The sequence below is a fragment of the Amycolatopsis lexingtonensis genome (genome assembly GCF_014873755.1).
Lineage (GTDB): Bacteria > Actinomycetota > Actinomycetes > Mycobacteriales > Pseudonocardiaceae > Amycolatopsis > Amycolatopsis lexingtonensis.
Map to the genome: position 1 here is coordinate 6,217,453 of NZ_JADBEG010000001.1, position 21,781 is coordinate 6,239,233.

At 72.5% G+C, this 21,781-nt stretch carries 18 protein-coding genes; 4 read left to right on the forward strand and 14 right to left on the reverse strand.

The genetic code is table 11. The features are described from left to right. Positions 1-56 precede the first annotated feature (56 nt). Entirely contained in the window at positions 57-3,230 is a 3,174-nt protein-coding gene (locus H4696_RS27995; RefSeq protein WP_086863826.1) for an ATP-dependent helicase, read from the reverse strand. 139 nt (positions 3,231-3,369) lie between these two features. On the opposite strand from H4696_RS27995, the gene H4696_RS28000 reads away from it, so the two are divergent. After that, complete coding sequence (locus tag H4696_RS28000; protein WP_086863827.1) at positions 3,370-3,693, forward strand: MGMT family protein; 324 nt, start codon at positions 3,370-3,372, stop codon at positions 3,691-3,693. Positions 3,694-3,721: 28 nt separating this feature from the next. After that, complete coding sequence (locus tag H4696_RS28005) at positions 3,722-4,579, forward strand: siderophore-interacting protein (RefSeq protein ID WP_086863828.1); 858 nt, start codon at positions 3,722-3,724, stop codon at positions 4,577-4,579. Positions 4,580-4,728: 149 nt separating this feature from the next. On the opposite strand, the gene H4696_RS28010 is transcribed toward H4696_RS28005, so the two are convergent. Beyond that, entirely contained in the window at positions 4,729-5,535 is an 807-nt protein-coding gene (locus H4696_RS28010) for a uroporphyrinogen-III synthase (RefSeq protein ID WP_086863829.1), read from the reverse strand. Further along, positions 5,528-6,496 carry a helix-turn-helix transcriptional regulator gene (locus H4696_RS28015; RefSeq protein WP_086863830.1) on the reverse strand — a complete coding sequence of 323 codons (969 nt, stop codon included), beginning with the start codon at positions 6,494-6,496 and terminating at the stop codon, positions 5,528-5,530. Before H4696_RS28015 ends, H4696_RS28010 begins: the two co-directional genes overlap by 8 nt. Positions 6,497-6,558: 62 nt before the next feature. On the opposite strand from H4696_RS28015, the gene H4696_RS28020 reads away from it, so the two are divergent. Further along, entirely contained in the window at positions 6,559-6,954 is a 396-nt protein-coding gene (locus H4696_RS28020; protein ID WP_169735132.1) for a DUF3224 domain-containing protein, read from the forward strand. A 9-nt stretch (positions 6,955-6,963) separates the two neighbouring features. Continuing rightward, positions 6,964-8,061, forward strand: a complete 1,098-nt coding sequence (locus H4696_RS28025; protein WP_086863832.1) for a DNA glycosylase AlkZ-like family protein — start codon at positions 6,964-6,966, stop codon at positions 8,059-8,061. A 122-nt stretch (positions 8,062-8,183) separates the two neighbouring features. Here the strand turns inward: H4696_RS28025 and H4696_RS28030 are convergent, their stop codons facing one another. The 11 genes from H4696_RS28030 to H4696_RS28080 form a co-directional block, all read right to left on the reverse strand. Further along, positions 8,184-8,849 (reverse strand): DUF4097 family beta strand repeat-containing protein, encoded by a 666-nt coding sequence (locus H4696_RS28030; protein WP_086863833.1) that lies wholly within the window; start codon positions 8,847-8,849, stop codon positions 8,184-8,186. 99 nt (positions 8,850-8,948) lie between these two features. After that, positions 8,949-10,052 carry a uroporphyrinogen-III synthase gene (locus H4696_RS28035; protein WP_086863834.1) on the reverse strand — a complete coding sequence of 368 codons (1,104 nt, stop codon included), beginning with the start codon at positions 10,050-10,052 and terminating at the stop codon, positions 8,949-8,951. Further along, positions 10,049-10,393: a nitrite reductase small subunit NirD gene (gene nirD / locus H4696_RS28040; RefSeq protein ID WP_086863835.1), complete on the reverse strand. Its 345-nt coding sequence runs from the start codon at positions 10,391-10,393 to the stop codon at positions 10,049-10,051. Before nirD ends, H4696_RS28035 begins: the two co-directional genes overlap by 4 nt. Beyond that, the gene (nirB, locus tag H4696_RS28045) at positions 10,390-12,897 is read right to left on the reverse strand and encodes a nitrite reductase large subunit NirB (protein ID WP_086863836.1); all 2,508 of its coding nucleotides are present in this window, start codon (positions 12,895-12,897) and stop codon (positions 10,390-10,392) included. Before nirB ends, nirD begins: the two co-directional genes overlap by 4 nt. 1 nt (position 12,898) lies before the next feature. Continuing rightward, positions 12,899-14,290, reverse strand: a complete 1,392-nt coding sequence (locus H4696_RS28050) for a nitrate/nitrite transporter (protein WP_086863837.1) — start codon at positions 14,288-14,290, stop codon at positions 12,899-12,901. After that, a complete protein-coding gene (locus tag H4696_RS28055) occupies positions 14,287-15,714 on the reverse strand; it encodes an FAD-dependent oxidoreductase (RefSeq protein WP_086863838.1) in 1,428 nt (475 codons plus the stop codon). The genes H4696_RS28050 and H4696_RS28055 overlap by 4 nt, the downstream gene beginning before the upstream one ends. Then, positions 15,711-17,759, reverse strand: a complete 2,049-nt coding sequence (locus H4696_RS28060) for a molybdopterin oxidoreductase family protein (protein WP_086863839.1) — start codon at positions 17,757-17,759, stop codon at positions 15,711-15,713. Before H4696_RS28060 ends, H4696_RS28055 begins: the two co-directional genes overlap by 4 nt. A gap of 194 nt (positions 17,760-17,953) precedes the next feature. Further along, entirely contained in the window at positions 17,954-18,379 is a 426-nt protein-coding gene (locus H4696_RS28065; protein ID WP_086863840.1) for a hypothetical protein, read from the reverse strand. A 51-nt stretch (positions 18,380-18,430) separates the two neighbouring features. After that, positions 18,431-19,228, reverse strand: coding sequence for a TIGR02569 family protein (locus tag H4696_RS28070; protein WP_086863841.1), 798 nt, complete (start codon positions 19,226-19,228; stop codon positions 18,431-18,433). Between the two features lie 132 nt (positions 19,229-19,360). After that, entirely contained in the window at positions 19,361-20,536 is a 1,176-nt protein-coding gene (gene moeZ, locus H4696_RS28075; RefSeq protein WP_086863842.1) for an adenylyltransferase/sulfurtransferase MoeZ, read from the reverse strand. Between the two features lie 95 nt (positions 20,537-20,631). Beyond that, positions 20,632-21,777 (reverse strand): DUF3152 domain-containing protein, encoded by a 1,146-nt coding sequence (locus tag H4696_RS28080; RefSeq protein WP_086863843.1) that lies wholly within the window; start codon positions 21,775-21,777, stop codon positions 20,632-20,634. Positions 21,778-21,781: the final 4 nt, after the last annotated feature.

The following is a 21,781-nucleotide window of genomic DNA, read 5'->3' on the forward strand; positions in this document are numbered from 1 at the left end:
CGCTTTGTGCCGCAAAGCGTAGCTTTCACGTGAAAGCGGCATGGTGGTCGAGGCGGTCACGGGCCTGGTACTTGTCGGCCTTCGGGGCGCAGCGGGCAGCAGCCGCGGGCCGGGCAGCGGTCGCAGTCCGGGTTCTCCTGCGCCTGGTAGTCCGGCCCGGCGGCCGAAGCCGCGGCGTCGCGGACCAGTTCCAGCCACTGCTTGCCGCCGACCTCGTCCAGCGGCGGCTGGGACCGCTCGGTGGCCCCCGTCTTGTTGTTCGCCTTGGCGACGTAAACCAGCTTCGCGCCGCCGGGTTCGTTGCTGCCCTTGATCGCGCCCAGCAGCACCGCCAGCTGGTAGGCCGCCAGCTGCGGGTGTGCCTCGGCGTCCGCGCCGGAAACCGGCACCTTGCCGGTCTTGATGTCGACGATCACCGGCCGCCCGTCGGCGTCCAGCTCGACCCGGTCGACGCGCCCGCGCAGCAGCACGCGGACCTCGTCCGCGCCGCCGGCCGGCAGCTCGACCTCGATGTCCTGCTCGACCCCGGCTTCCTTCAGCTCCGCCCGGCTGCGCTCCAGCCAGGTCACGAAGTTCTGCAGCATCTGCTCGACGCGCCGCCGTTCGCGCCGGGAGAACCACGGCGCCCCGGCGTCGACCCGCACCCACGCGTCGTCCAAAGCGGCCTGGAGCTCCGCGTCGGTGCGACCAGACGAGACCGCCTCCGCCAGCCCGTGCACCAGAGTCCCGGTCACCGCGGCCAGCTGCGCCGGATCGCTGCCGCCGTGCCGCTCGATCATCCATCGCAGCGGGCACTTGGTCAGGATTTCCACTGTGGACGGTGAGATCCGGATCAGGTCGCCCGGCGGGTGCACCGGCTCGTCGGTGGACGCCGGGAGCAGGCCGTACCACGTGCTCGGGTGCGCGCCCGGTACCTTCGCGTCGGCCAAGCGCGCCAGCTGTTTCGCCGCCCGACGCCGGCGCGCGGGCTCCGCCTTGTCGTCGCAGACGACCTCGCGCAGCTCCCCCACCAGCTCGGCCAGCACCAGCGACCGGCCCGGCGGCTTCATCCGCGAGTCGAGGCCGCCGTCGTCGGCGCCGTTCTCCTCGAGGTCGTCGAGGAAGCGCGACGGCTGCTCGTCCTCGCCGGAAACCGCGGTGACCAGCAGCGTCTGCTTCGCGCGGCTCATCGCGAGGTAGAACAGGCGCCGTTCCTCGGCGAGGATCGGCGCGGTCTGGGACACGGCGTCGTCGTCGACGCCGGCCATCAGGTCCTTGAGCCGTTCCACGCCCAGCACGGATCCCCGCAGCCGGAGGTCCGGCCACGCGCCTTCCTGGACGCCCGCGACGGCGACGACCGTCCACTCGCGACCGGCGGCCGCGTGCGCGGTGAGCAGCGAGACGCCGTCGCCGGGCACCGCCGCCGGAGCCAGCGTGTCGCCCGCGATCCGTTGCGCACCAAGGTAATCGGCGAAGGACGCGACACCCGCGCGCGGCAGTCGGTCGACGTACCGGCCGGCCGCGTCGAACAGCGCGACCACGGCGTCGAGGTCGCGATCGGCTTGCGCGGCCAGCGATCCGCCGCGTTCGACCTGCTTCAGCAGCTTGTCCTGCAGCCCGCTTTCGGTCCACAGCTGCCACAGCACCTGCTCGACGCCGTCGCCGCGGGCCACGGCCTGGTGCGTGACGCGCAGCAAGCCGCCGACGCGCCGCACCGGCTCGGCCTCGGCGTCGGCCAGCCCGGCGAGGATGTCCCCGCCGCGCAACGCTTCCACGAGCAGTTCGTCGCTCGAGCGCTGCCCGCCACCGGCCAGCTCGAGCCGGCGCAGGCCGCGCCGCACCCGCCGCAGCGCCAGCGGGTCCGCGCCGCCGAGCGCCGAGGACAGCAGCATCTCCGCGAGGTCGACGTCGAGGAGCTCGGGCGCGGGCGCGAGCTTCAGCACGGCCAGCAACGGCCGCACCGCGGGCTGCTTCGCCAGCGGCAGCTCCTCCGTCGCCGAGCCGATCGGGACGCCGGCGGCGCGCAAGGCCCGTTGCAGCACCAGGAAAGTCCGGGCCGGCGAGCGGACGAGTACCGCGATCTCCGACCACGGCACGCCGTCGACGAGGTGCGCGCGGCGCAGCTGGTCGGCGATCCAGCTCGCCTCGGCGGCGGGGGTCGGCATCACGCGGACGCGCACGTTCCCGCCGGTGGCGCCCTTCGGCGGGACGATCTTGCGGTGCGGCGACGCGCCCGGCAGCGTCGCGCCGATCTTCGCCACCGCCAGGCGCACGGCCGGGGCGAGCCGGTGCGACGTCGTGAGCGTGACGGTCCGGCTGCCGTCCGGGTCGGCGTCGGCGAACAGGCTCGCGTCCGCGCCGCGGAAGGAGAACACGTTCTGGTCCGGGTCGCCCGCCACGACGAACTCGGCCGCGGTGTGCCCGATCATCCGGACCAGGCTGGTCTGCAGCGGGTCGAGGTGGTGGGCGTCGTCGACGAACAGGTGCCGCACGCGGGTGCGCTCGCGTTCGCGCAGCTCGTCGTCGTCCTCGAGGGCGAGCAGCGCGGAGGTGACCAGCTCGGCGGCGTCCAGCGCGGGCGCGCTCGCGACGCCGAGCGCGTTGCCGCCCGCGCCCTGCAGCTGCGTGACCTCTTCGTACTGCGCCCAGAACTGCCCGGCGGCGATCCATTCTTCGCGGCCGCGGCGGCGGCCCAGCTCGGCGAGGTCCTCCGGGCCGAGCCCGCGTTCGGCCGCGCGCATCAGCAGGTCGCGCAGCTCTTCGGCGAAGCCGGGGACGATCAGGGCGGGCCGCAGCGGCTCCGGCCAGTACTCGGCGCCCTCGTCGAGGTCGCCGGCCAGCAGCTCGCGCACGACGACGTCCTGCTCGGCGCCCGCGAGCAGCCGCGGCGGCGGGAGCTCGCCCGCCATCGCTTCCAGCCGCAGCAGCGAGTAGGCGTAGGAGTGCACGGTGCGCACGAGCGGTTCGCGGACGGTCCGGGGCAGCGGCCGCGCCTGGTCCGGGTCCGCGGTGAGGCGGCGGGTGACGTCGGCGCGCAGGGCGTCCGCGGATTTGCGGGACGTGGTGAGCACGAGCACGCTCTCCGGGTCCACGCCCTCGGCGATGCGGCGGGTGGCGGCCGAGGCGAGCAGCGACGTCTTGCCGGTGCCGGGGCCGCCGAGCACGCGCCGGAAGCCGCCGGGCGCGGAGAGCACCCGCCGCGCGCCTTCGTCCCAGGTGAACGTGGGTGCGTCGGGGACCGGCGTGCGCACCAGCCGCGCGTCCGCCTGCGCCGTTCGCCTCCCGTTCACCCCGCGATGGAACCACGTCCGGAGTAATGGGTGCGGCACCGGCACGGCTTAGCAGCGGACGGCCACGCAAAGTGTCGTACCCGTGCGGCAGAGTGTCGGTATGGACGACGTTCTGCACGAGCGCGTGCGGGAGATCATCGAGTCGGTGCCGGCCGGCTCGGTGGCGACGTACGGCGACATCGCGGCGCTCGCCGGCGCGCCTTCGCCGCGGATGGTGGGCGCCATCCTCGCCGAGGACGGGCACGACCTGCCGTGGCACCGGATCCTGCGCGCGAACGGGACCCCGGCGCCCCACCTGGTCCACGACCAGCTGGAGCGGCTGCGGGCGGAAGGGGTGCTGGCCGACGGTCAGCGCGTGGACCTGCGGAAGTACCGCTGGAAGCACGGAGGTGACGAGGATCCCGGTCCGGAAGGGCTGTTCTGATTCCCGACTCTTAGGTTAGCCTCGCCTAATGACGACGCAGGCGGAGCGCACCACCCTGACCTACCACCGGGCCTCGGTCAAGGCGGTCCGGCCGCTGTCACCGCACCTGGTGCGCGTGACGTTCGCCGCGGAGACCTTCCGCGAGCTGACGCCGCAGGCGCCCGACCAGTACGTCAAGGTGTTCTTCCCGCTCGCCGGGCAGGAGGCGCCGGTGCTGCCGGAGACGGCTTCCGACGTCATGTCCTGGTACCGCACGTACCTGGCGATGCCGGACGACGTCCGGCCGCCGATGCGCACGTACACGGCCCGGGCGATCCGGCCGGAAGCGGCGGAGGTCGACGTCGACTTCGTCCTGCACGGCGACGAGGGCCCGGCGTCGGCGTGGGCGTCCCGGGTCCGGCCGGGCGACCGGGTGGCGTTCCTGGGCCCGCACGGCCTGTACGCGCCCCCGCCCGCCGCCGACTGGCAATTGCTGGTGGGCGACGAGACGGCGCTGCCCGCGATCGGCGCGATCGTCGAGCAGCTGCCCCCGGGCGCGCGGGCTTCGGTGTACGTCGAACTGGCGGACCGAGCGGACCGGCAGGCGTTCGACACGCTCGGCGCGGTCGAGGTCCATTGGGTGCTGCGCGGCGCGCGTCCGCTGGGCGAGGCGCTTCTGGACGCGGTCCGCGGGGCGGCGTTTCCTGGCGGGACGCCGTACGCGTGGGTGTCCGGCGAGGCGGGCGTGGTCAAGCTGGTGCGCCGGCACCTGGTGCGGGAGCGCGAGGTCGACAAGCGGCTGATCTGCTTCACGGGGTATTGGCGGCGCGGGCTGAGCGAGGAGGCCGCGAGCCGCGAAGCGGTCCGGGCGGCGGAGGCGGGCGAGCTGCCGTCCGAGGAGGACTGACCGGCCCCAAGCGCCCCAATGTGGCGTTGGTTGCGTTGAATCGGCACAGCGGCGCGCAGCGCCTCCGTTGAGGGTGGCGGCGGGGGCATGGATGGAGCACCCAATGTGGCGTTCGGTGCGTTGGACGCACCGAACGCCACATTGGGGCGCTAGTCCGGCACCGAGAGGGTCGAGACCAGCAGCTTCACCAACGCTCCCAGCCGCTGACGCTCCGGCTGTGCCGTCCGGATCCCCGCTTCCTCCAGTGGTGCCGCCGTCACCGGCCCCACGCACGCGACCACCACCGGACCCCGCAGCGCGGCCACCACCTCCTCGTACCGGCCGTACGACCACGCCAGCGCGAGGAAGTTCGCCGCCGCCGGGGCGCTCGTGAACGCCAGTGCGCCCACCTCCCCCGCGACCACCGCGTCGATCAGCTCGTGGACCGGGCGCACGTCCGGCGGCGAATACCACCGGTACGGCTGCACCTCCACCAGCGAAGCCCCGGTCAGCGTCGACGTGTGCTCGGGCAGCGGCGTCCCGTGCAGCTGGACCGCCACCCGCGAGCCGGCCACGCCCGCCTCGGCCACCGCGCCGAACAGTTCCGCGTTCGACTCCGACTCCGCCGAGAAGGCCTCCCGCAGCCCGGCCCCGCGGACCGCGCCGACCGCCTTCGGGCCGCGGGCGTAGATCCGCGACTCCCCCAGCCGGTCCAGCAACGGCTCGCGCAGGCCCCAGCCGGCGGCCGCGTCGAGCCAGCCGCGGAAGCCCGCGCCCGTCGTGACCACCGTGAACTCGACCGGTTCCGCCAGGACGGCTTCGGTCCCCGAACGCAGCTCGGGGTCGGCGTCGAGCGGCACGATGGTGATCGTCGGCGCGTGGCGGACCTCGGCGCCGTAGCGTTCGAGGGCCGTGATCAAGTCTTCGGCCCGCCGTTCGGCCGTCACGCCGATGGCGATCCCGCTCAGCTCACCCATACTTCGCGCCCATCTCTTCGATCGCGTTGGCCAGCTCCGCCCGCAGGTCCGCCGGTTCGAGGACCTCCAGGTGCGGCCCGAAGCGCAGCAGCTCGCCGATGGCCGGTTCGCCCCGTTCCACCGGCAGCTCCACGGTGAGCCAGCCGTCCGCGTCCGGTTCGCCCGGGGCCGAGCGCAGCGCGCGGGCCCCGACCGCACCCGCGTAGAACGGTACGAGAGCCTGCGCCCGCGGCGACAGCCGCACCACGGCCACGCGCGGGAACATCCGGCGTTCGAACTGCTCCGACCACTCCTGCCAGTACCGCGCGAGGTCGAACCCGGCCGGCCGCTCGAACACTTCGCCGAGGTCATCCAGCGCCAGCACCCGCGAGATCCGGTACGTCCGGTCCGTGCCTTCGCACCGCGCCGCGAGGTACCAGTTTCCCGCCTTGAGGATCAGCCCCAGCGGCTCGACGTCCCGCTCGACGACGCGCTGGCCCCACCGCTCGTAGCGGATCCGGATCCGATGCGACGACCACACGGCGTCGGCGACCGCGGACAGCGTCGGCAGGCTCTCGATCCCCCGGTGCCAGCCGGGAACGTCCAGGTAGAACCGCTCGGCGACGCGCCCCGCCCGGTCGCGCAGCTCCGGCGGCAGCGCCGCGTACAGCTTGAGCTGCGCCGCCGCGAGCACCGTCCCGAGGCCCAGCTCGGCGGCGGCCACCGGCAGCCCGGCCAGCGACAGCGACTGCGCCTCTTCCTCGGTCATCCCGGTGAGCCGCGTGCGGTAGCCGTCGACCAGCCGGTAGCCGCCGGTCCGCCCGCGGTCGGCGTACACCGGGACGCCGGACGCCGACAGCGCGTCGATGTCCCGGTAGATCGTGCGCACCGAGACTTCGAGCTCTTCGGCCAGCTCCTCGGCCGTCATCCGGCCGCGGTTCTGCAGCAGCAGGAGGACGGACAGGAGGCGGCTCGCACGCATCCGCCGATTCTCGCAGAAATACCTGACACAAGCTGACAGGTATGCCCGGCAGAGTGGCTCCCATGAACGGATTCACCACGAAGAACTGGGAAGAAAAGCTCGTCAGCGGCACCGAAGGCGGCCCGCGGGTGGCCTACGCGCACGCCACTTTCGCGTACGACGGCGTCCTCGAGGGCGAATCGATCTGCGACCTTCTGCTGTACTACGCGGGCGAAGGCTACGACAGCGGCGAGACGACGTCGCCGTGCTTCGAGCGCTTCGAGGGCAAGGTCGACGGTCGCGAAGGGACGTTCATCGTGCGCCACGAGTACACGTTCGACGCCAAGGGCATCGCGTCGGCGTTCACCGTCGTCCCCGGCTCGGGCACCGGCGGGCTGGCCGGGCTCACCGGCTCGGGCACCGTCGGCGGCACGCTCGGCGAAGACCGGGTCGCCTACACCTTCGAGTACACGTTCTAGGAGCAGGCTGTGGACCGCCGCCAGGTACTCGCCTACCGCATCGCCGAGCACGGCCTGCACCGCACGGCTCGCGACCTCGCGGACCTCGCCGTCGTCCGGGCCGGGCTGCAGGACAGCATGCGCGACACCGCGCTGCTCGCCCTCGTGGCCCGGCTGGACGGCGAGGTGTCCCCTGTGGACGATCCGCGGCTCGTGCTCGCCTGGACGCTGCGCGGCGCGCCGCACTTCCACCTCGGCCTCGCCGAGGTGACGCGGGCGCTGGTGCCGCTCGACGACGCGGACGCGCTCGCCCGGATGCTCTGGCAGCGCAAGGAACTGGCGGCGACCGGCCAGGGCGCGGCCGAAGTCGTCTTCACCGCGGCCGCCGCGCTGCGCAAGGTCGTCACCAAGCCCATGACGAAGGGCGCGGTGAGCACCGCGGTGACGAAGGCGCTGCCGCCGTCGTTCTCGCGGTGGTGCCGGGGCTGCAACGCCACCCACATCCAGGAGCAGCTGATGCGGATCGCGGCGCCGCACGCGGGCGTCCGCCTGGTCGCGGGGGCTTCCCCGGCGACACTGGCACCGCTCGAAGGCCGCGGCCGGATGCGCCGCACCCCGGACCCGGCGGCCGCGACGAAGGTGGTCGAGGACTACCTGCGGCTCAACGGCCCGGCGTCCCCGGGCGAGGCGGCGGAGTTCGTGGGGACGGCCAAGGCGGTCGTGGACCGGACGTGGCCGGCGGACCTGGCCGAAGTGACCGTCGACGGGCGGCGGAAGTACCTGCCGCCGGACCGGCTCGACGCCTTGGAAAACCCGCCGGAGCCCGACCTGGTGCGGCTGCTGCCCCCGCTGGACCCCTTCATCCAGGCCCGCGACAAGACCCTGCTGGTCCCGGATCCCGCGCGCCGCAAGGAGGTCTGGAAGATGCTGGGCAACCCCGGCGTCCTGCTGGCGGACGGCGACCTCGCGGGTACCTGGCGCACGAAGGGCAGCGGCCCGAAGCTGACCTTCACGGTGACGGCGTTCGACCCCCTGCGCCCGGCGGTCCGCGAGGAAGCCGAAGCCGAAGCGGCCAGGGTCGCGGCCGCGCGGGGGTTCGAGAAGCACGCCGTCACCTGGGTGGGCTGACCCCGGTCCGCGTTCCGCCCCAAGCACCCCAATGTGGCGTTCGGTGCGTCCAGCGCACCCAATGTGGCGTTCGGTGCGTTGGACGCAACCAACGCCACATTGGGGCGCTCGGCGGCCCGGACTCACCGGCTGCCGGCGTCGATGTCGCCGTACGAGGTGGTCGCGCGGATGGTCAGGCCCGGCGTGCCCTCGGTGTTCTTGAGGGAGTTGCGGATCCGGCCGTAGGTGGTGCCGGCGTCGAGGGCCGCGGAGACGCCGGTGGCCGCGCCGACCGTGATGTCGCCGGCCTGGGTGCTCAGGACGACGGTGCCGCTCACGGCTTCGGCGATCCGGATGTCGCCCTTGCCGGTGCTGATCTCCGCCGGGCCGGTGAGGCGCCCGACCGAGACGTCGCCGGCGTGGGCGGTGAGGTGGAGGCTCGCGGCCTCGTCGAACACGGCCCCGCCGTGCGCACCTTCGACGGTGACGTCGCCGAGGCGACCCACGCCCCGCAGCTCGACGGCGGCGGCCTTGGCCCGGACGTCCGAGCCCGCGGGCAGCTGGATCGTCACGTCGAGCGAGCCGGACGGGCCGAAGTACTGGTTCTTGGCCGTGCCCTCGATCCGCAGGACGCCGTCGGCGAAAGCGACCTCCACCTGCTCGGCGGCCTTCACGTCACGCTTCTTCGCGGGGTCGGCGGGCAGGATCTCGACGGTGGTCTCGGCCCGGTCGGCGGCGACGAACCGGACGCGGCCGGCGGGGATGTCGAGGACGGTGGCGATCGGGGCGGTGGTGGCGAAGTTCTGCATCGGGTTCTCCTGGTGTCTCGTTCTCGGTACTGGAGCCACCATCGCCGGGCCCGCTGACACCGGATGGCCACCGCGCTGACACGCCCGCTGACACGCCGGTCAGGCGTCCACGGCCAGCCGGTACCCCCGTTTCACCACCGTCTGGACGACCTTGCCGCCGCCCAGCGACGTCCGCAGGCGCCCGATCGCCGTCTCCACCGCGTGCTCTTCGCCGCCGCCCGGCAACGCCGAGATCAGCTCCCGGCGGGACACCACCCGCCCGGGCGAGGCCGCCAGCGCCCGCAGCAACGCCATCGGCGCCGGCGCCACCTCCCGCCAGTCACCGTCCACGATGGCCGCCTGGCCGCGCAGTTCGATCTCCCGGCCGCCCGCGCAGAACCGCGGCGACCGCGCCACCAGCGTCTCCGCCACCGTGCGGGCCAGCGCGCCGATCCGCGCGCGGTGCGGCTGGACCGTCGGCACCCCCAGCGCCGCCAGCGGCCCCGCCGTGATCGGGCCGACGCACGCCGCGACCACCGGACCCGACAGCGCCGAGACCAGGCCCGGTAGCCGGCCCGTGCGCCGGGCCAGCGCCAGCAGCGAAGCCACCGCCGGGGCGCTGGTGAAGGGCAACGCGTGGATCGCCCCGTCCAAGACCCCGTCCAGGAGCCGGTCCACCGGGCCCGGGTCGACCGGGCCGACCCAGCGGTACACCGAGATCTCGATGACCTCCGCCCCCGCGGTCCGCAACGTCTCCACGAAGTACGGCAGCGGCTCGCCGTGCAGCTGCACCGCGATCCGCTTGCCCGAGAGGTCCGAGGCCAGCAGGTGCTGCAACAGCTCCGCGTTGCTCTCCGACGCCGGCGAGTAGGCCTCGGACAGCCCCGCCGCGCGGATCGCCCCGGTCACCTTCGGGCCACGGGCCAGCAGGGAACACTCCGAAAGCCGCGAGATCAGCGCGTCGCCGAGGCCCCAGCCTTCCGCCGCTTCGAGCCAGCCGCGGAAGCCGATGCCCGTGGTCGCCACCACCGCGTCCACGGGCGCCTCCAGCAACCCGGCCGTCGCCGCGTGCAGCTCCGTGTCATCGGTCAGCGGCACGATCCGGATCGCCGGGCCGTAGCGGACACTCGCCCCCTTGCGCACCAGTAGCGCGCCGAGCTCATCGGCTCGGCGCGCCGCGGTGATGCCGACCACGAAGCCGGTCAGCGGGAGGACATCGGTCACGGGCTCTCCACTTCGACCACGCCCTCTCGCACGCGCACCTCGTACACCGGAACGGAGACGTCCTCGGCGTCCAGGCACTGTCCACTGTCGAGCGTGAACCGTTCCTTGTAGACGGGCGACGCGACGACCGGGACCCCGCCCGCGTCCCCGACGATCCCGCGGGACAGCACCGCCGCGCCACTGCACGGGTCCCAGTTGGACAGCGCGTACCACCGGTCGCCCGGCAGGTGGAAGATCGCCACCTGCACGCCGCCGTCGAGCAGCGCCGCCACCCCGGCGTACTCGGGGACCGCGTCGGCGGCGCAGACCGCCGTCCAGGTTCGTTCGATCGACGTCGTCATCGCCGCACCTCCGGGACACCCAGCATGACCGGGACTTTCTGGTCCCGCTCCTCGCGGAACGAGATCGCCGGGTCGGGCGTGCCCGGCGCGTTGACGAACGAGGTGAACCGGGCCAGCTTCTCCGGGTCCTCCAGGACGCCCTTCCACTCGTCGGCGTAGTTGTCGACGTGCTTGGCCATCGCCGCGTCGAGGTCCTCGCAGATGCCGAGCGAGTCGTCGACGATCACCGCGCGCAGGTGGTCGAGCCCGCCTTCCATCTCCTCGATCCACGGCGCGGTCCGCTGCAGCCGGTCGGCGGTGCGGACGTAGAACATGAGGAACCGGTCGATGGTCCGGATCAGCGTCTCGGTGTCCACATCGGACACGAGCAGCTCCGCGTGCCGCGGGGTGGTACCGCCGTTGCCGCCGACGTAGAGGTTCCAGCCGTTCTCCGTGGCGATGATGCCGAAGTCCTTGCCCCGCGCCTCGGCGCACTCCCGCGCGCAGCCGGAGACCGCCGACTTGAGCTTGTGCGGCGACCGCAGGCCGCGGTAGCGCAGCTCCAGCTCGATCGCCAGCCCGACGCTGTCCTGCACGCCGTAGCGGCACCACGTCGACCCGACGCACGACTTCACCGTGCGCAGCGCCTTGCCGTACGCGTGCCCGGATTCGAAGCCCGCGTCCACCAGGCGCCGCCAGATCTGCGGCAGCTGGTCCACCGTGGCGCCGAACAGGTCGATCCGCTGGCCGCCGGTGATCTTCGTGTACAGCCCGAAGTCGCGGGCGACCTCGCCGATCACGATCAGCTTGTCCGGCGTGATCTCGCCGCCGGGGATCCGCGGCACCACCGAGTACGTGCCGTTGCGCTGCAGGTTCGCCAGGAACCGGTCGTTGGTGTCCTGCAACGTCATCTGCTCGCCGCCGAGCACGTGGCCGTTGCCGAGGGTGGCCAGGATCGACGCCACCGCGGGCTTGCAGACCGCGCAGCCGCTGCCCGAGCCGTAGCGGCCGATCAGCTCGCTGAACGTGGTGATCCGGGTGGCCTGGACGATCTCGAACAGTTCCGCGCGCGACTGCGTGAAGTGCTCGCACAGGGCCTTCGACTGCTCGACGCCGGCCGCGCTCAGCAGCTTCCCGAGCAGCGGGACGCACGAGCCGCACGCGGTGCCGGCGCGGGTGCACGCCTTGAGCTTCGGCACCGAGTCGCAGCCGTCTTCGTGGATCGCGCGGGTGATCGTGCCCTTGGAGACCGCGTTGCACGAGCAGATCTGCGCCGCGTCCGGAAGCGCGTCGACACCGACCGCCGCGCCCCCGCCCGCCGGGGCGAGGATCGCGCCCGGCTCGGCCGGCAGCGGACGGCCGACCAGCGCGCGCAGGGTGTTGTACTCGGTCGCGTCGCCGACGAGCACGCCGCCGAGCAGCGTCTTGCCGTCGTCGGTGACCACGAGCTTCTTGTACGTGCCGGCGACCGCGTCGTTGACGGCGACTTCCAGCGCGCCTTCGGTCTTCGCGTGCGCGTCGCCGAACGAGGCGACGTCGACGCCCATCAGCTTCAGCTTCGTGGACGTGTCCGGCTCCGGGAACTCGCCGGACCCGCCGGTGAGCTGGGCCGCGACGATCTCGGCCATCGCGTACCCGGGGGCCACGATGCCGTACACCTTGCCCTCGACGGCGGCGCATTCGCCGATCGCGTACACCGCCGGGTCGCTGGTCCGGCAGGACGCGTCGGTCAGCACGCCACCGCGCGGGCCGACGTCCAGGCCGGACTGGCGGGCGAGGTCGTCGCGCGGCCGGACACCGGCGGAGAACACGACGAGGTCGACGTCCAGTTCGGTGCCGTTGCCCAGCTTGGCCAGCAGCCGGGAGCCGTCGGCCTCGATCGCGTCGGTCGACGTTCCCGTGTGGACGGTCACGTCCAGGTCGGTGATGAGCCGGCGCAGCAGCGAGCCGCCGCCCTCGTCGACCTGCAGCGGCATCAGCCGCGGCGCCATCTCGACGACGTGCGGGGAAAGACCCATGTCCCGCAACGCCTTCGCGGCCTCCAGGCCGAGCAGGCCACCGCCGATGACGACGGCCGAGCGGCGCCCGCGGCCCGGCTTCTCGACGGCCGCGGCGCGGATCGCGTCGAGGTCCTCGATGGTCCGGTAGACGAAGCAGCCGTCCAGGTCGTGGCCGGGGACCGGCGGCACGAACGGCCGCGAGCCGGTGGCGAGGACCAGGGCGTCGTAGGAGACGACATCGCCGGACGCCGTGGTGACCGTCTTCGCGTCCCGGTCCACCGAAACCGCCAGCTCACCGAGCCGCAGCTCGACGTGCGGGTCGTCCGCGTAGTCCGATCCGGGCAGCGCCAGCGAAGCCGGGTCCCAGGTGTCCACGTAGGACGTGAGCGCCACCCGGTCGTACGCCGGGCGCGGCTCCTCGGACAGGACGACGACGTGCCAGTTCCCTTGTGGGTCTTCCGCGCGCACCGCCTCCACGAGCCGATGGGCGACCATGCCGTGTCCGGCGACGACCAGGGTGGGCATCTCAGACCTCCGCTCCCGCGAGCGCCAGACCGCGCTCACTCGTGGGCTGTTCGGCGGGCTTGCGCAGGTAGACCGCCCAGGTGACGGCGAAGCACAGCCCGTAGAAGACGAGGAATCCGATGAAGGCGGGGACACCGCTCTTCGCGTCGGCGAACGACTGCCGGAAGGCGAGGTTGATGAACAGCCCGCCCTCGGCGCCGATCGCGCCGGCCAGGCCGATCAGCGCGCCGGACAGACGTCGCGCCTTGAGCAGCTCGGCCGCCTCTTCGGCGCCGTTCGAGATCGCCACCTTCGCCTTGGCGCGGAAGATCGCCGGGATCATCTTGTACGTCGAGCCGTTGCCGACGCCGGTGAGCACGAACAGCACGATGAAGGCGATCGTGAACAGCGCCAGGGACTTCGAGGTCGAAGCCAGGATCAGCACGACCGTGGCCAGCGCCATCCCGATGAAGGTGAAGAAGGTGATCTTGCCGCCGCCGATCCGGTCGGCCAGCCAGCCGCCCGTCGGCCGCGAGAGCGAGCCGAGCAGCGGGCCGAGGAACGTCACCGCGGCCGCCTGCAGCGGGGTGCGGCCGAACTGGTTCTGCAACACCAGGCCGAAGGCGAAGCTGTAGCCGATGAACGAGCCGAACGTGCCGACGTAGAGGAACGACATGACCCAGGTGTGCGGGTCCTTGACGACCTCGCGCATCGCCTTGGTGTCGCCCTTCACGGTGGCGAGGTTGTCCATGTAGAAGTACGCGCACACCGCGGCGACGACGATCAGCGGGATGTAGACGTAGAGCACGATCCGCGGCGCGGTCGCGCCCGCCGTGCCGATCACCAGGAGCCCGATCAGCTGGATCGCGGCGACGCCGAGGTTGCCGCCGCCGGCGTTGAGGCCGAGGGCCCAGCCCTTGTGCTTCTCGGGGTAGAAGGTGTTGATGTTCGTCATCGACGACGCGAAGTTGCCGCCGCCGACGCCGCCGAGGGCCGCGACCAGCAGGAACGTGCCGAGCGACGTCCCGGGGTGCAGCACGACCGCCGCCAGGATCGTCGGGATCAGCAGCAGGGCGGCGGACACGACCGTCCAGTTGCGACCGCCGAACTTCGCCACGGCGAAGGTGTAGGGCAGCCGCATCAGGCCGCCGATCAGCGTCGGCGTCGAGACGAGCAGGAACTTGTCGGCGGCGGAGAACCCGTAGTCCTTGCCCATGAACAGCACGATCACCGACCACAGGGTCCAGATCGAAAAGCCGATGTGCTCGGCGAAGACCGAGAACCAGAGGTTGCGGCGGGCGATCTTCTTGCCCGTGGACTCCCAGAACTCCTCGTTCTCGGGTTCCCAGTGCTCGATCCAGTGCTTGCCTTGGTGTGCCACGGTGTTCTCCTTGCGACGGGTCGGGTCGGTCATTGCGCCGCGAGCCAGTTGGCAATCCCACCGACGGCATCGGTGCACCCGCCGCAGCCTGTGGTGGCTCGCGTGGCCCGCGCCAGTGCGGGAGTGTCGGTGGCGCCGGCCTTCCAGGCTTCGATCAGCCGGCCCTTGGTGACGTTGTTGCAGCGGCAGATCACCGCCGCGGCGGGCAGGTCGGCCGGGCTGGCGGCCGGGGTGCTGCCGGTGGGCAGCGCGCGGCCCAGCAGGACGCCGAGCCGGTCGTCGGGCAGCAGCGTGCCGCGGTCGTGGAACTGGGTGATCGTGGCGGCCGCGTCGGGCAGCCCGAGCAGGATCGCCCCGGCCACGCGGTTTTCGCGGACGACGAGCTTGCCGTACCGCCCACCGGTGGGGTCGTTGAAGGTCAGCACCTCGGCGTCGGGGGTGCCCGCGTCGAGCTGCGTCTCGCCCAGCGCGGCGAGGTCGATGCCGCGGGCCTTGAGCCGGGTGACGGCGGTAGTGCCGCGGTAGCGGGCGGCCGCGTTCGTGCCGGTCAGCACGTCGGCGAGGACTTCGGCCTGCTCCCAGGCGGGCTGGATCAGCCCGGCCGGGGCACCCGGGTGGCGGGCGCAGTCGCCGAGGGCGTGGATGCGGCCGTCGCTGGTGCGCAGCGTGTCGTCGACGAGGATCCCCCGGTCGACGTCGAGCCCGGCTTCCTCGGCGAGGCTCGTCTCGGCGCGGACGCCCGCGGCGACGACCACCAGGTCGGCCGGGACGAGTGTGCCGTCGTCGAGCTTGAGGCCGTCGCCCGGCAGGTAGCGGGCGGCGGTGGCGCCGAACTTGAACGTGACACCCATGTCGGTGAGCTGGCGGGCGAGCACGTGCCCGGCGGCCGGGTCGAGCTGGCGTTCCATGACGTGGGCCAGCGGGTGCACGACGGTCACCTGGTTGCCGCGCCCGGCCAGCCCGCGGGCGGCTTCGAGGCCGAGCAGGCCACCGCCCAGGACGGCGACCGGCGCGCCGAAGCGGGCGGCGTCGAGGATCTTGGCGCAGTCGTCGAGACTGCGGAAGGCGACCACGCCCGGCCCGGCTTCGAGGCCTTCGACCGGCGGGATCCACGGGTTGGCCCCGGTCGCGAGCACGAGGGCGTCATAGTCCACTGTGGAACCATCGCCGAGTTCGACGCAGCGCTTCTCGCGGTCGATGCGGGCGACGTCGACCCCGAGCCGAAGGTCGATGTTGTGGCGCGCGGCCCACTCATCGTCGTGGAGGCGGACGCTCTCGGCGCTCATCCCGCCCGCCACGACGGCGGACAGCAGCACTCGGTTGTAGGCGGCGTGCTTTTCGGCGCCGAGCACGGTCAGGCGGACGCGTTCGGCGATGGGGTCGCGACGGCGGATCTCGTCGGCCAGCCGGGCGCCGGCCATGCCGTAGCCGACGACGACGACTTCACGGGGGGTCATGCGGCACCATCCACAGTAGACAGGGACACGGCACACACCTTGAACTCCGGCATCCGGCTGACCGGATCGAGCGCCGGGTTGGTGAACAGGTTCGCGCGCTGCTCACCGGGGAAGTGGAACGGCAGGAACACGACGTCGGGCTGGAGGCTCTGCACGAACCGGACCTTGGCGACGGTCTCGCCGCGCCGGGACCTGACCTTCGCCGGATCACCTTCTTCCAGACCCGCGCGCTTGGCGGTGTCCGGGTGCACCTCGACGAACACCTCCGGTACGACGTCGTTGAGTTCGTCGATCAGCCGGGTCTGCGCACCCGATTGGTAGTGCTGCAGCACGCGGCCGGTGGTGGCCGTCAGCGGGTACTCGTCGTCGGGCAGCTCGGCCGGGCCGGTGTGCTCGACCGGCACGAACCGCGCGCGGCCGTCCGGGTGGGCGAACGACTCGAGGAACATCCGCGGCGTGCCCGGGTGGTCGTCCGCCGGGACCGGCCAGTGCAGGGCCTCGCCGTCGCGCAGGCGGTCGTAGCTGACGCCGGAGTAGTCGGCGATCCCGCCCTTGGACGCGATCCGCAGCTCCTCGAACACGGTCTCGGCGTCCACAGGGAACCGGTTTTCCGGCTGCCCCAGCCGCTTCGCGAGTCCGTTGAGGACGTCCAGATCGGACCGGACGCCGGGCGGCGGGTCGAGCGCCTTGCGGCGCAGCAGGATCCGGCCTTCGAGGTTGGTGAGCGTGCCGTGCTCTTCGGCCCACTGCGTGACCGGCAGGACGACGTCGGCCAGCGCGGCGGTTTCCGACAGCACGAAGTCGGCGACGACCAGGAAGTCCAGTTCGGACAGTCGATCTTGGACGCGCTGCGAGCGCGGTGCCGAGACGACGACGTTGCTGCCGAACACCATCAGCGCCTTCGGGCCGTCTTCCTGGCCGAGCGCCTCGAGCAGCTCGGAGGCCGAGCGACCCGGGCCGGGCAGGCTGTCCGGTTCGACGCCCCACACGCCGGCGACGTACTCGCGGGCGGCCGGGTCGTCGAGCTTGCGGTAGCCGGGCAGCTGGTCGGCCTTCTGGCCGTGCTCGCGGCCGCCCTGGCCGTTGCCCTGGCCGGTGAGGCAGCCGTAACCGGAGCCCTCCCGGCCCGGCAGGCCGAGCGAAAGCGCGAGGTTGATCCAGGCGCCGACGGTCGCGGTACCGGTGGCGTGCTGCTCGGTGCCGCGCGCGGTGAGGATGTAGGCGTTGCGGGCCCCGGCGAGCTTCGCCGCGGCGAGGCGCATGTCGGCGGCCGAGACACCGGTGACGCGCTCGGCGCGTTCCGGCCACCAGGAGGCGACGATCCGCCACATGGCCTCGAACCCGCTGGTGCGCTCGTCCACATAGGACCGATCGAGGTGCCCGCCCTCGACGACGGCGTGCAGGATCCCGAGCGCCAGCGCGAGATCGGTGCCCGGCGCGGGCGCGAGGTGCAGGCTCGCCAGCTCGGCGGTCGGCGTCCGCCGCGGGTCGACGACGATGAGGTCGCTCCCGCGCAGGTGCTGGGTGAACGGCGGCATCGTCTCGGCCGGGTTCGCCCCGGCGAGCAGCACGACGTCGGCCCGCTTGAGATCGGTGACGGGGAACGGCATCCCGCGATCGGCCCCGAACGCCTTGATCCCGGCGGCGGCGGCCGACGACATGCAGAACCGGCCGTTGTAGTCGATCTGCGAGGTGCCGAGCGCGACGCGGGCGAACTTGCCGAGCAAGTAGGCCTTCTCGTTGGTGAGTCCCCCGCCGCCGAAGATCGCGACGCCGTCCGGGCCGTGGCGCTCCTGTGTTTCGCGCAGTTTGCGGGCGACGAAGTCGAGGGCGAAGTCCCAGCTCACGGGCTCGAGCGCGCCGTTCACGCGCAGCATCGGAGTGGTCAGCCGCTTCGGCGACGTGAGGAGACTGCCCGAAGTCCAGCCCTTCTGGCACAGGCCGCCGGCGTTGACCGGGAAGTCCCGCGGCGTGACGCGGGTGCCTTCGAGGCTCATCCCGCACTGCAGCGCGCAGTAGGGGCAGTGGGTTTCGACCTGCGGCACGGGCACCTCCTCGGCGATTCGGGGATGCCCTGACGCTAAGGAGGCCGTGTTAACCGGATTCGACCGAATGTTTCAGGCAGTTGACATTGCGGCGGGGTTCCTGCCGCCCGGCCGGTGAGATCCGCGTCCACGGACCGGGAGCCGGGAGGTCAGCGGCGCATCGCCGGTCGTGACGCCCGAGCTTGCGACGTCGGTCACAAGCGTCCCCAGCCGTTCTGCTCGAACAGCCGCCGCTCGAACCACCACGGCGACGGGTTGCGCGGGTCGGGCAGGGTCCGCGCCGCGAACCGGCGATCGACCCGGGACAGCACGGCCCCCACCAGCGCTCGCTCGCGGCGCGGCAGCTCGTCCAGCACCCGGGCGAGCACCCAGCGGGTGCCGACCGGATCACAGTCGGGGTGCGGGGAGACCGGCAGTTCCAGCCGGAACGGCGGCCGGGTGGCGCGCTCCCAGTCCTCGAGCAGGTCGCCGACGAAACCGGGCGAGACGCCGACCGCCGCTTCGGCGAAGGCGAGCTGCCGCTGAGCGCGGCGGGAGAGGTACGGGATCTTGACCGGCGGCGGCCCCGCGACATCGAGTCGCCGGGGGCGGCGCAGGCTTCCGGGCCGCCTACGCGGCACGGCCCTTTCGGTAGCTGGTCACCGCACCATCTTCCCGGCCCGGCGAGGCGGTCACAAGACCCCGCTCACCTCGCGCGCCGCCACGCGCAGCCCGTCCAGCGAGGCCTGCGTCGACCTCGGGTTCAACGCGTTCGACGCCAGCCGGAACAGCACCGCGCGCAGCAGCAGCTGCGGCCACTCCGGCAGGTGCGCCCACCGCTCCAGCAACTCCCGCGTCGCGCCGCCCCACGCCAGGGCGTCCACCGCGACGATCGCCGCGCCGTACTCGCCCGGGCGGTAGTACGGGACGAAGTCCACCAGGCCCGGGGCCGCGTCGCCGTCGAACAGCAGGCCGGCCAGCAGTTCGCCGTGCGCCACCTGGGACGGCAGGCGGATCGGGCGGCGGGCGCCGGCCAGTACCTCGAACCAGCGGCCGCCCTTCGTCTCTTCCAGGGGGACCTCGAGTTCCTCCCAGGCCACCCGGTCGGCGATCGCGTCGACGTCGCGGCGGGCGCTGAGGAATTCCGGCCGGGGCAGGCCGATCGTCGCGCGGTGCAGCTTCACCGCCGCCAGCACCGACTCGTCACCGCGGTGTTCGGGCGTTCCCGCCACGAAACGCGACGCCGTCCAGCCGCCGACGATCCAGCGGCCGTCGCTGGAGCCGACCGGCTTCGCGACGCGCAGGCCCGGCTCGGCGATGTAGTCGAGGGCGCGGGCGGTCCACAGCGTCTTCGCCTTGTCGGTGACCGGCTTGAGCACGAGGTCGCCGCAGCGCCACGCCGTCGAGTCCGGCAGCGGTTCGCTGACGTCGTCGAGGCCGCCGAAGGCCGAGCAGACGTGCGCCGGAGGGCGTTCGAGGGTTGACCGCACGAGTCGTGACGTTACCCGGCCGGGTGTTCCACGTTCGAGAAGACGCGCTGGTCACACAGTGTTTTACGACTCGGGCGAAACGCCGTGAAGGCCGCCTCCGAAGCCGGAGGCGGCCTTCACGGGCAACCACTGTCAGTAGGTCGGCAGGCTCGGGTCGATCTGCTTCGCCCAGGCCAGCACGCCGCCACCGAGGTGCGTCGCGTCCTTGAAACCGGCCGCGTGCAGGGCCGCGAGGGCCTCCGCCGACCGCGCGCCCGACTTGCAGTGCAGGACGATCGGCTTGTCCTGCGGCAGCTCCGCCAGCGCCTCGCCCGAGAGGATGCGGTCCTTCGGGATCAGCGTCGCGCCCTTGATGTTGACGATCTCGTACTCGTGCTGCTCGCGGACGTCGATCAGGGCGAAGTTCTCGCCGTTGTCGAACTTGGCCTTGAGCTCGGCCGGCGTGATCGTGCTGCCCGACGCGGCCTGCGCGGCCTCGTCCGAAACGACACCGCAGAACGCCTCGTAGTCGATCAGCTCGGTGATCTTCGGGGTGTCCGGGTCCTTGCGGATCTTGACCTCGCGGTACTTCATCTCCAGCGCGTCGTAGCTGATCAGGCGCCCGAGCAGCGGCTCGCCGATGCCGGTGAGCAGCTTGATCGCCTCGGTCACCATGATCGAGCCGATGGACGCGCAGAGCACGCCCAGCACGCCGCCTTCGGCGCAGGAGGGAACCATGCCCGGGGGCGGCGGCTCCGGGTAGAGGTCGCGGTAGTTGAGGCCCTTGCCGTTCGGCGCGTCCTCCCAGAACACGCTGACCTGGCCCTCGAACCGGAAGATCGAGCCCCACACGTACGGCTTGCCCAGCAGCACCGCGGCGTCGTTCACCAGGTAGCGCGTGGCGAAGTTGTCCGTGCCGTCGACGATGAGGTCGTACTGCTCGAAGATCTCGAGCGCGTTCGACGAGTCCAGCCGGTCGGTGTGCAGGTGCACCTTGACCAGCGGGTTGATCTCGGCGATCGACTCCTGCGCGGACGCGGCCTTGAGCTTGCCGACGTCGGACTGGCCGTGGATGACCTGGCGCTGCAGGTTCGACTCGTCGACGACGTCGAAGTCGACGATGCCGAGGGTGCCGACGCCGGCCGCGGCCAGGTAGAGCAGCGCGGGGCTGCCGAGGCCGCCGGCGCCGATGACCAGGACCTTGGCGTTCTTCAGGCGCTTCTGCCCGGTCACCCCGACGTCCGGGATGATCAGGTGACGGCTGTACCTGGCCACCTCTTCCTTGGTGAGCTCGGCAGCCGGCTCGACGAGCGGCGGCAGTGCTGACATGGGTCCTCCATCTCGCGCGCGGTTCGCGTCCATCCCACTATGCACAACACGCGCAGGCAAACAGACCTTCCCCCATGCCACATGTTGGGAAGGTCCTACGGAGTGGGATTCGGCCAGGCGTTGGGAGTGCAGACGCGGCCGTCCTTGGCGACCTTGCCCTTGTCGCCGCCGGGGATGTCGTTGAGCATCGAGACGTAGTCGTCGGAGACGCCGAACGACTGCTGCATCATCACCGGCGCGGGCTGTCCGTTGCCGCCGCAGCCGACGTGCTGGTTGCCGAGCGCGTGCCCGACCTCGTGGTTGATGGCGTACTGGCGGTAGCCGGTCATGTCCGCGTTGAACGCCTTCGCGCCGCGCACCCAGCGGGCCAGGTTGATCAGCACCCGGCCCAGGCTCTTGCGGTAGCAGGACGCTTCGAAAGTGATCTGGAAACCGCACGCGTCGGCGCGGTGCGTCGTCTCGGGCGTGGTGAGACTCACCTTGAACGACGGGTTCGGGAAGTTGCCGTCGACGCGCTGGAGCGCGATCTTGCCGTCCCACGTCCAGCTCTTGGGATCGGACAGGGTGCCCTGGACCGCGGCCGCGAAGGCGTCGTCGCCGGCGTAGCTCGACGGGTCGATGCCGTCCTCGACCTCGATCGTGTAGGTGTAGAGCTTCCCGGTGCCGATCTTGGGGCCGCTGCCGGGGACGACGTGCCAGCTGCCCCGGCCGGCCTGGGTGAACGGGCTGCCGTTCGGCAGGTCCGCCGTCGGCACCTTGAGGTCGACCGGCTTGGCCGGGTTCTCCGGGATGCCCTGCCCGCCGTCGTCGATGGCGCCGCCCGCCGCGTCGCCGCCCGCCGACTCGACGCCGGGCGGGGCGCTCTGCTCGGCGATCGGCTGGGCCGGGCTGTTGGCCGTGTTGACCACGACGAGCACGGTCAGCACGACGAGGATCGGCAGGGCGTAGACGCGCCAGCCGTAGGTCTTGGTGAGCTTCGCGAGCCCGGACTTCGGCGGCGGTTCCTTCGGCTCGCGCGGCGTCTCGACGTGGGGCTTCCACGACGCGCTCAGCGGCTCGGCGCTGGTCCGCCGCCCGCCCGGGCGGTAGCGGTCCTCGGTGACGCGCAGCGCGGGCGCCTTCGACGACGGGCGGTACTGCCCCGTGCGCGGCGGCTCCCCGGGCTCCGGCGTCCGGCGGGCCGACGCGCGGTGGGGAGCCCGCCGATCGTCGCCTCGCGCGTCCTGCTTCACCCGGTCCACCGCA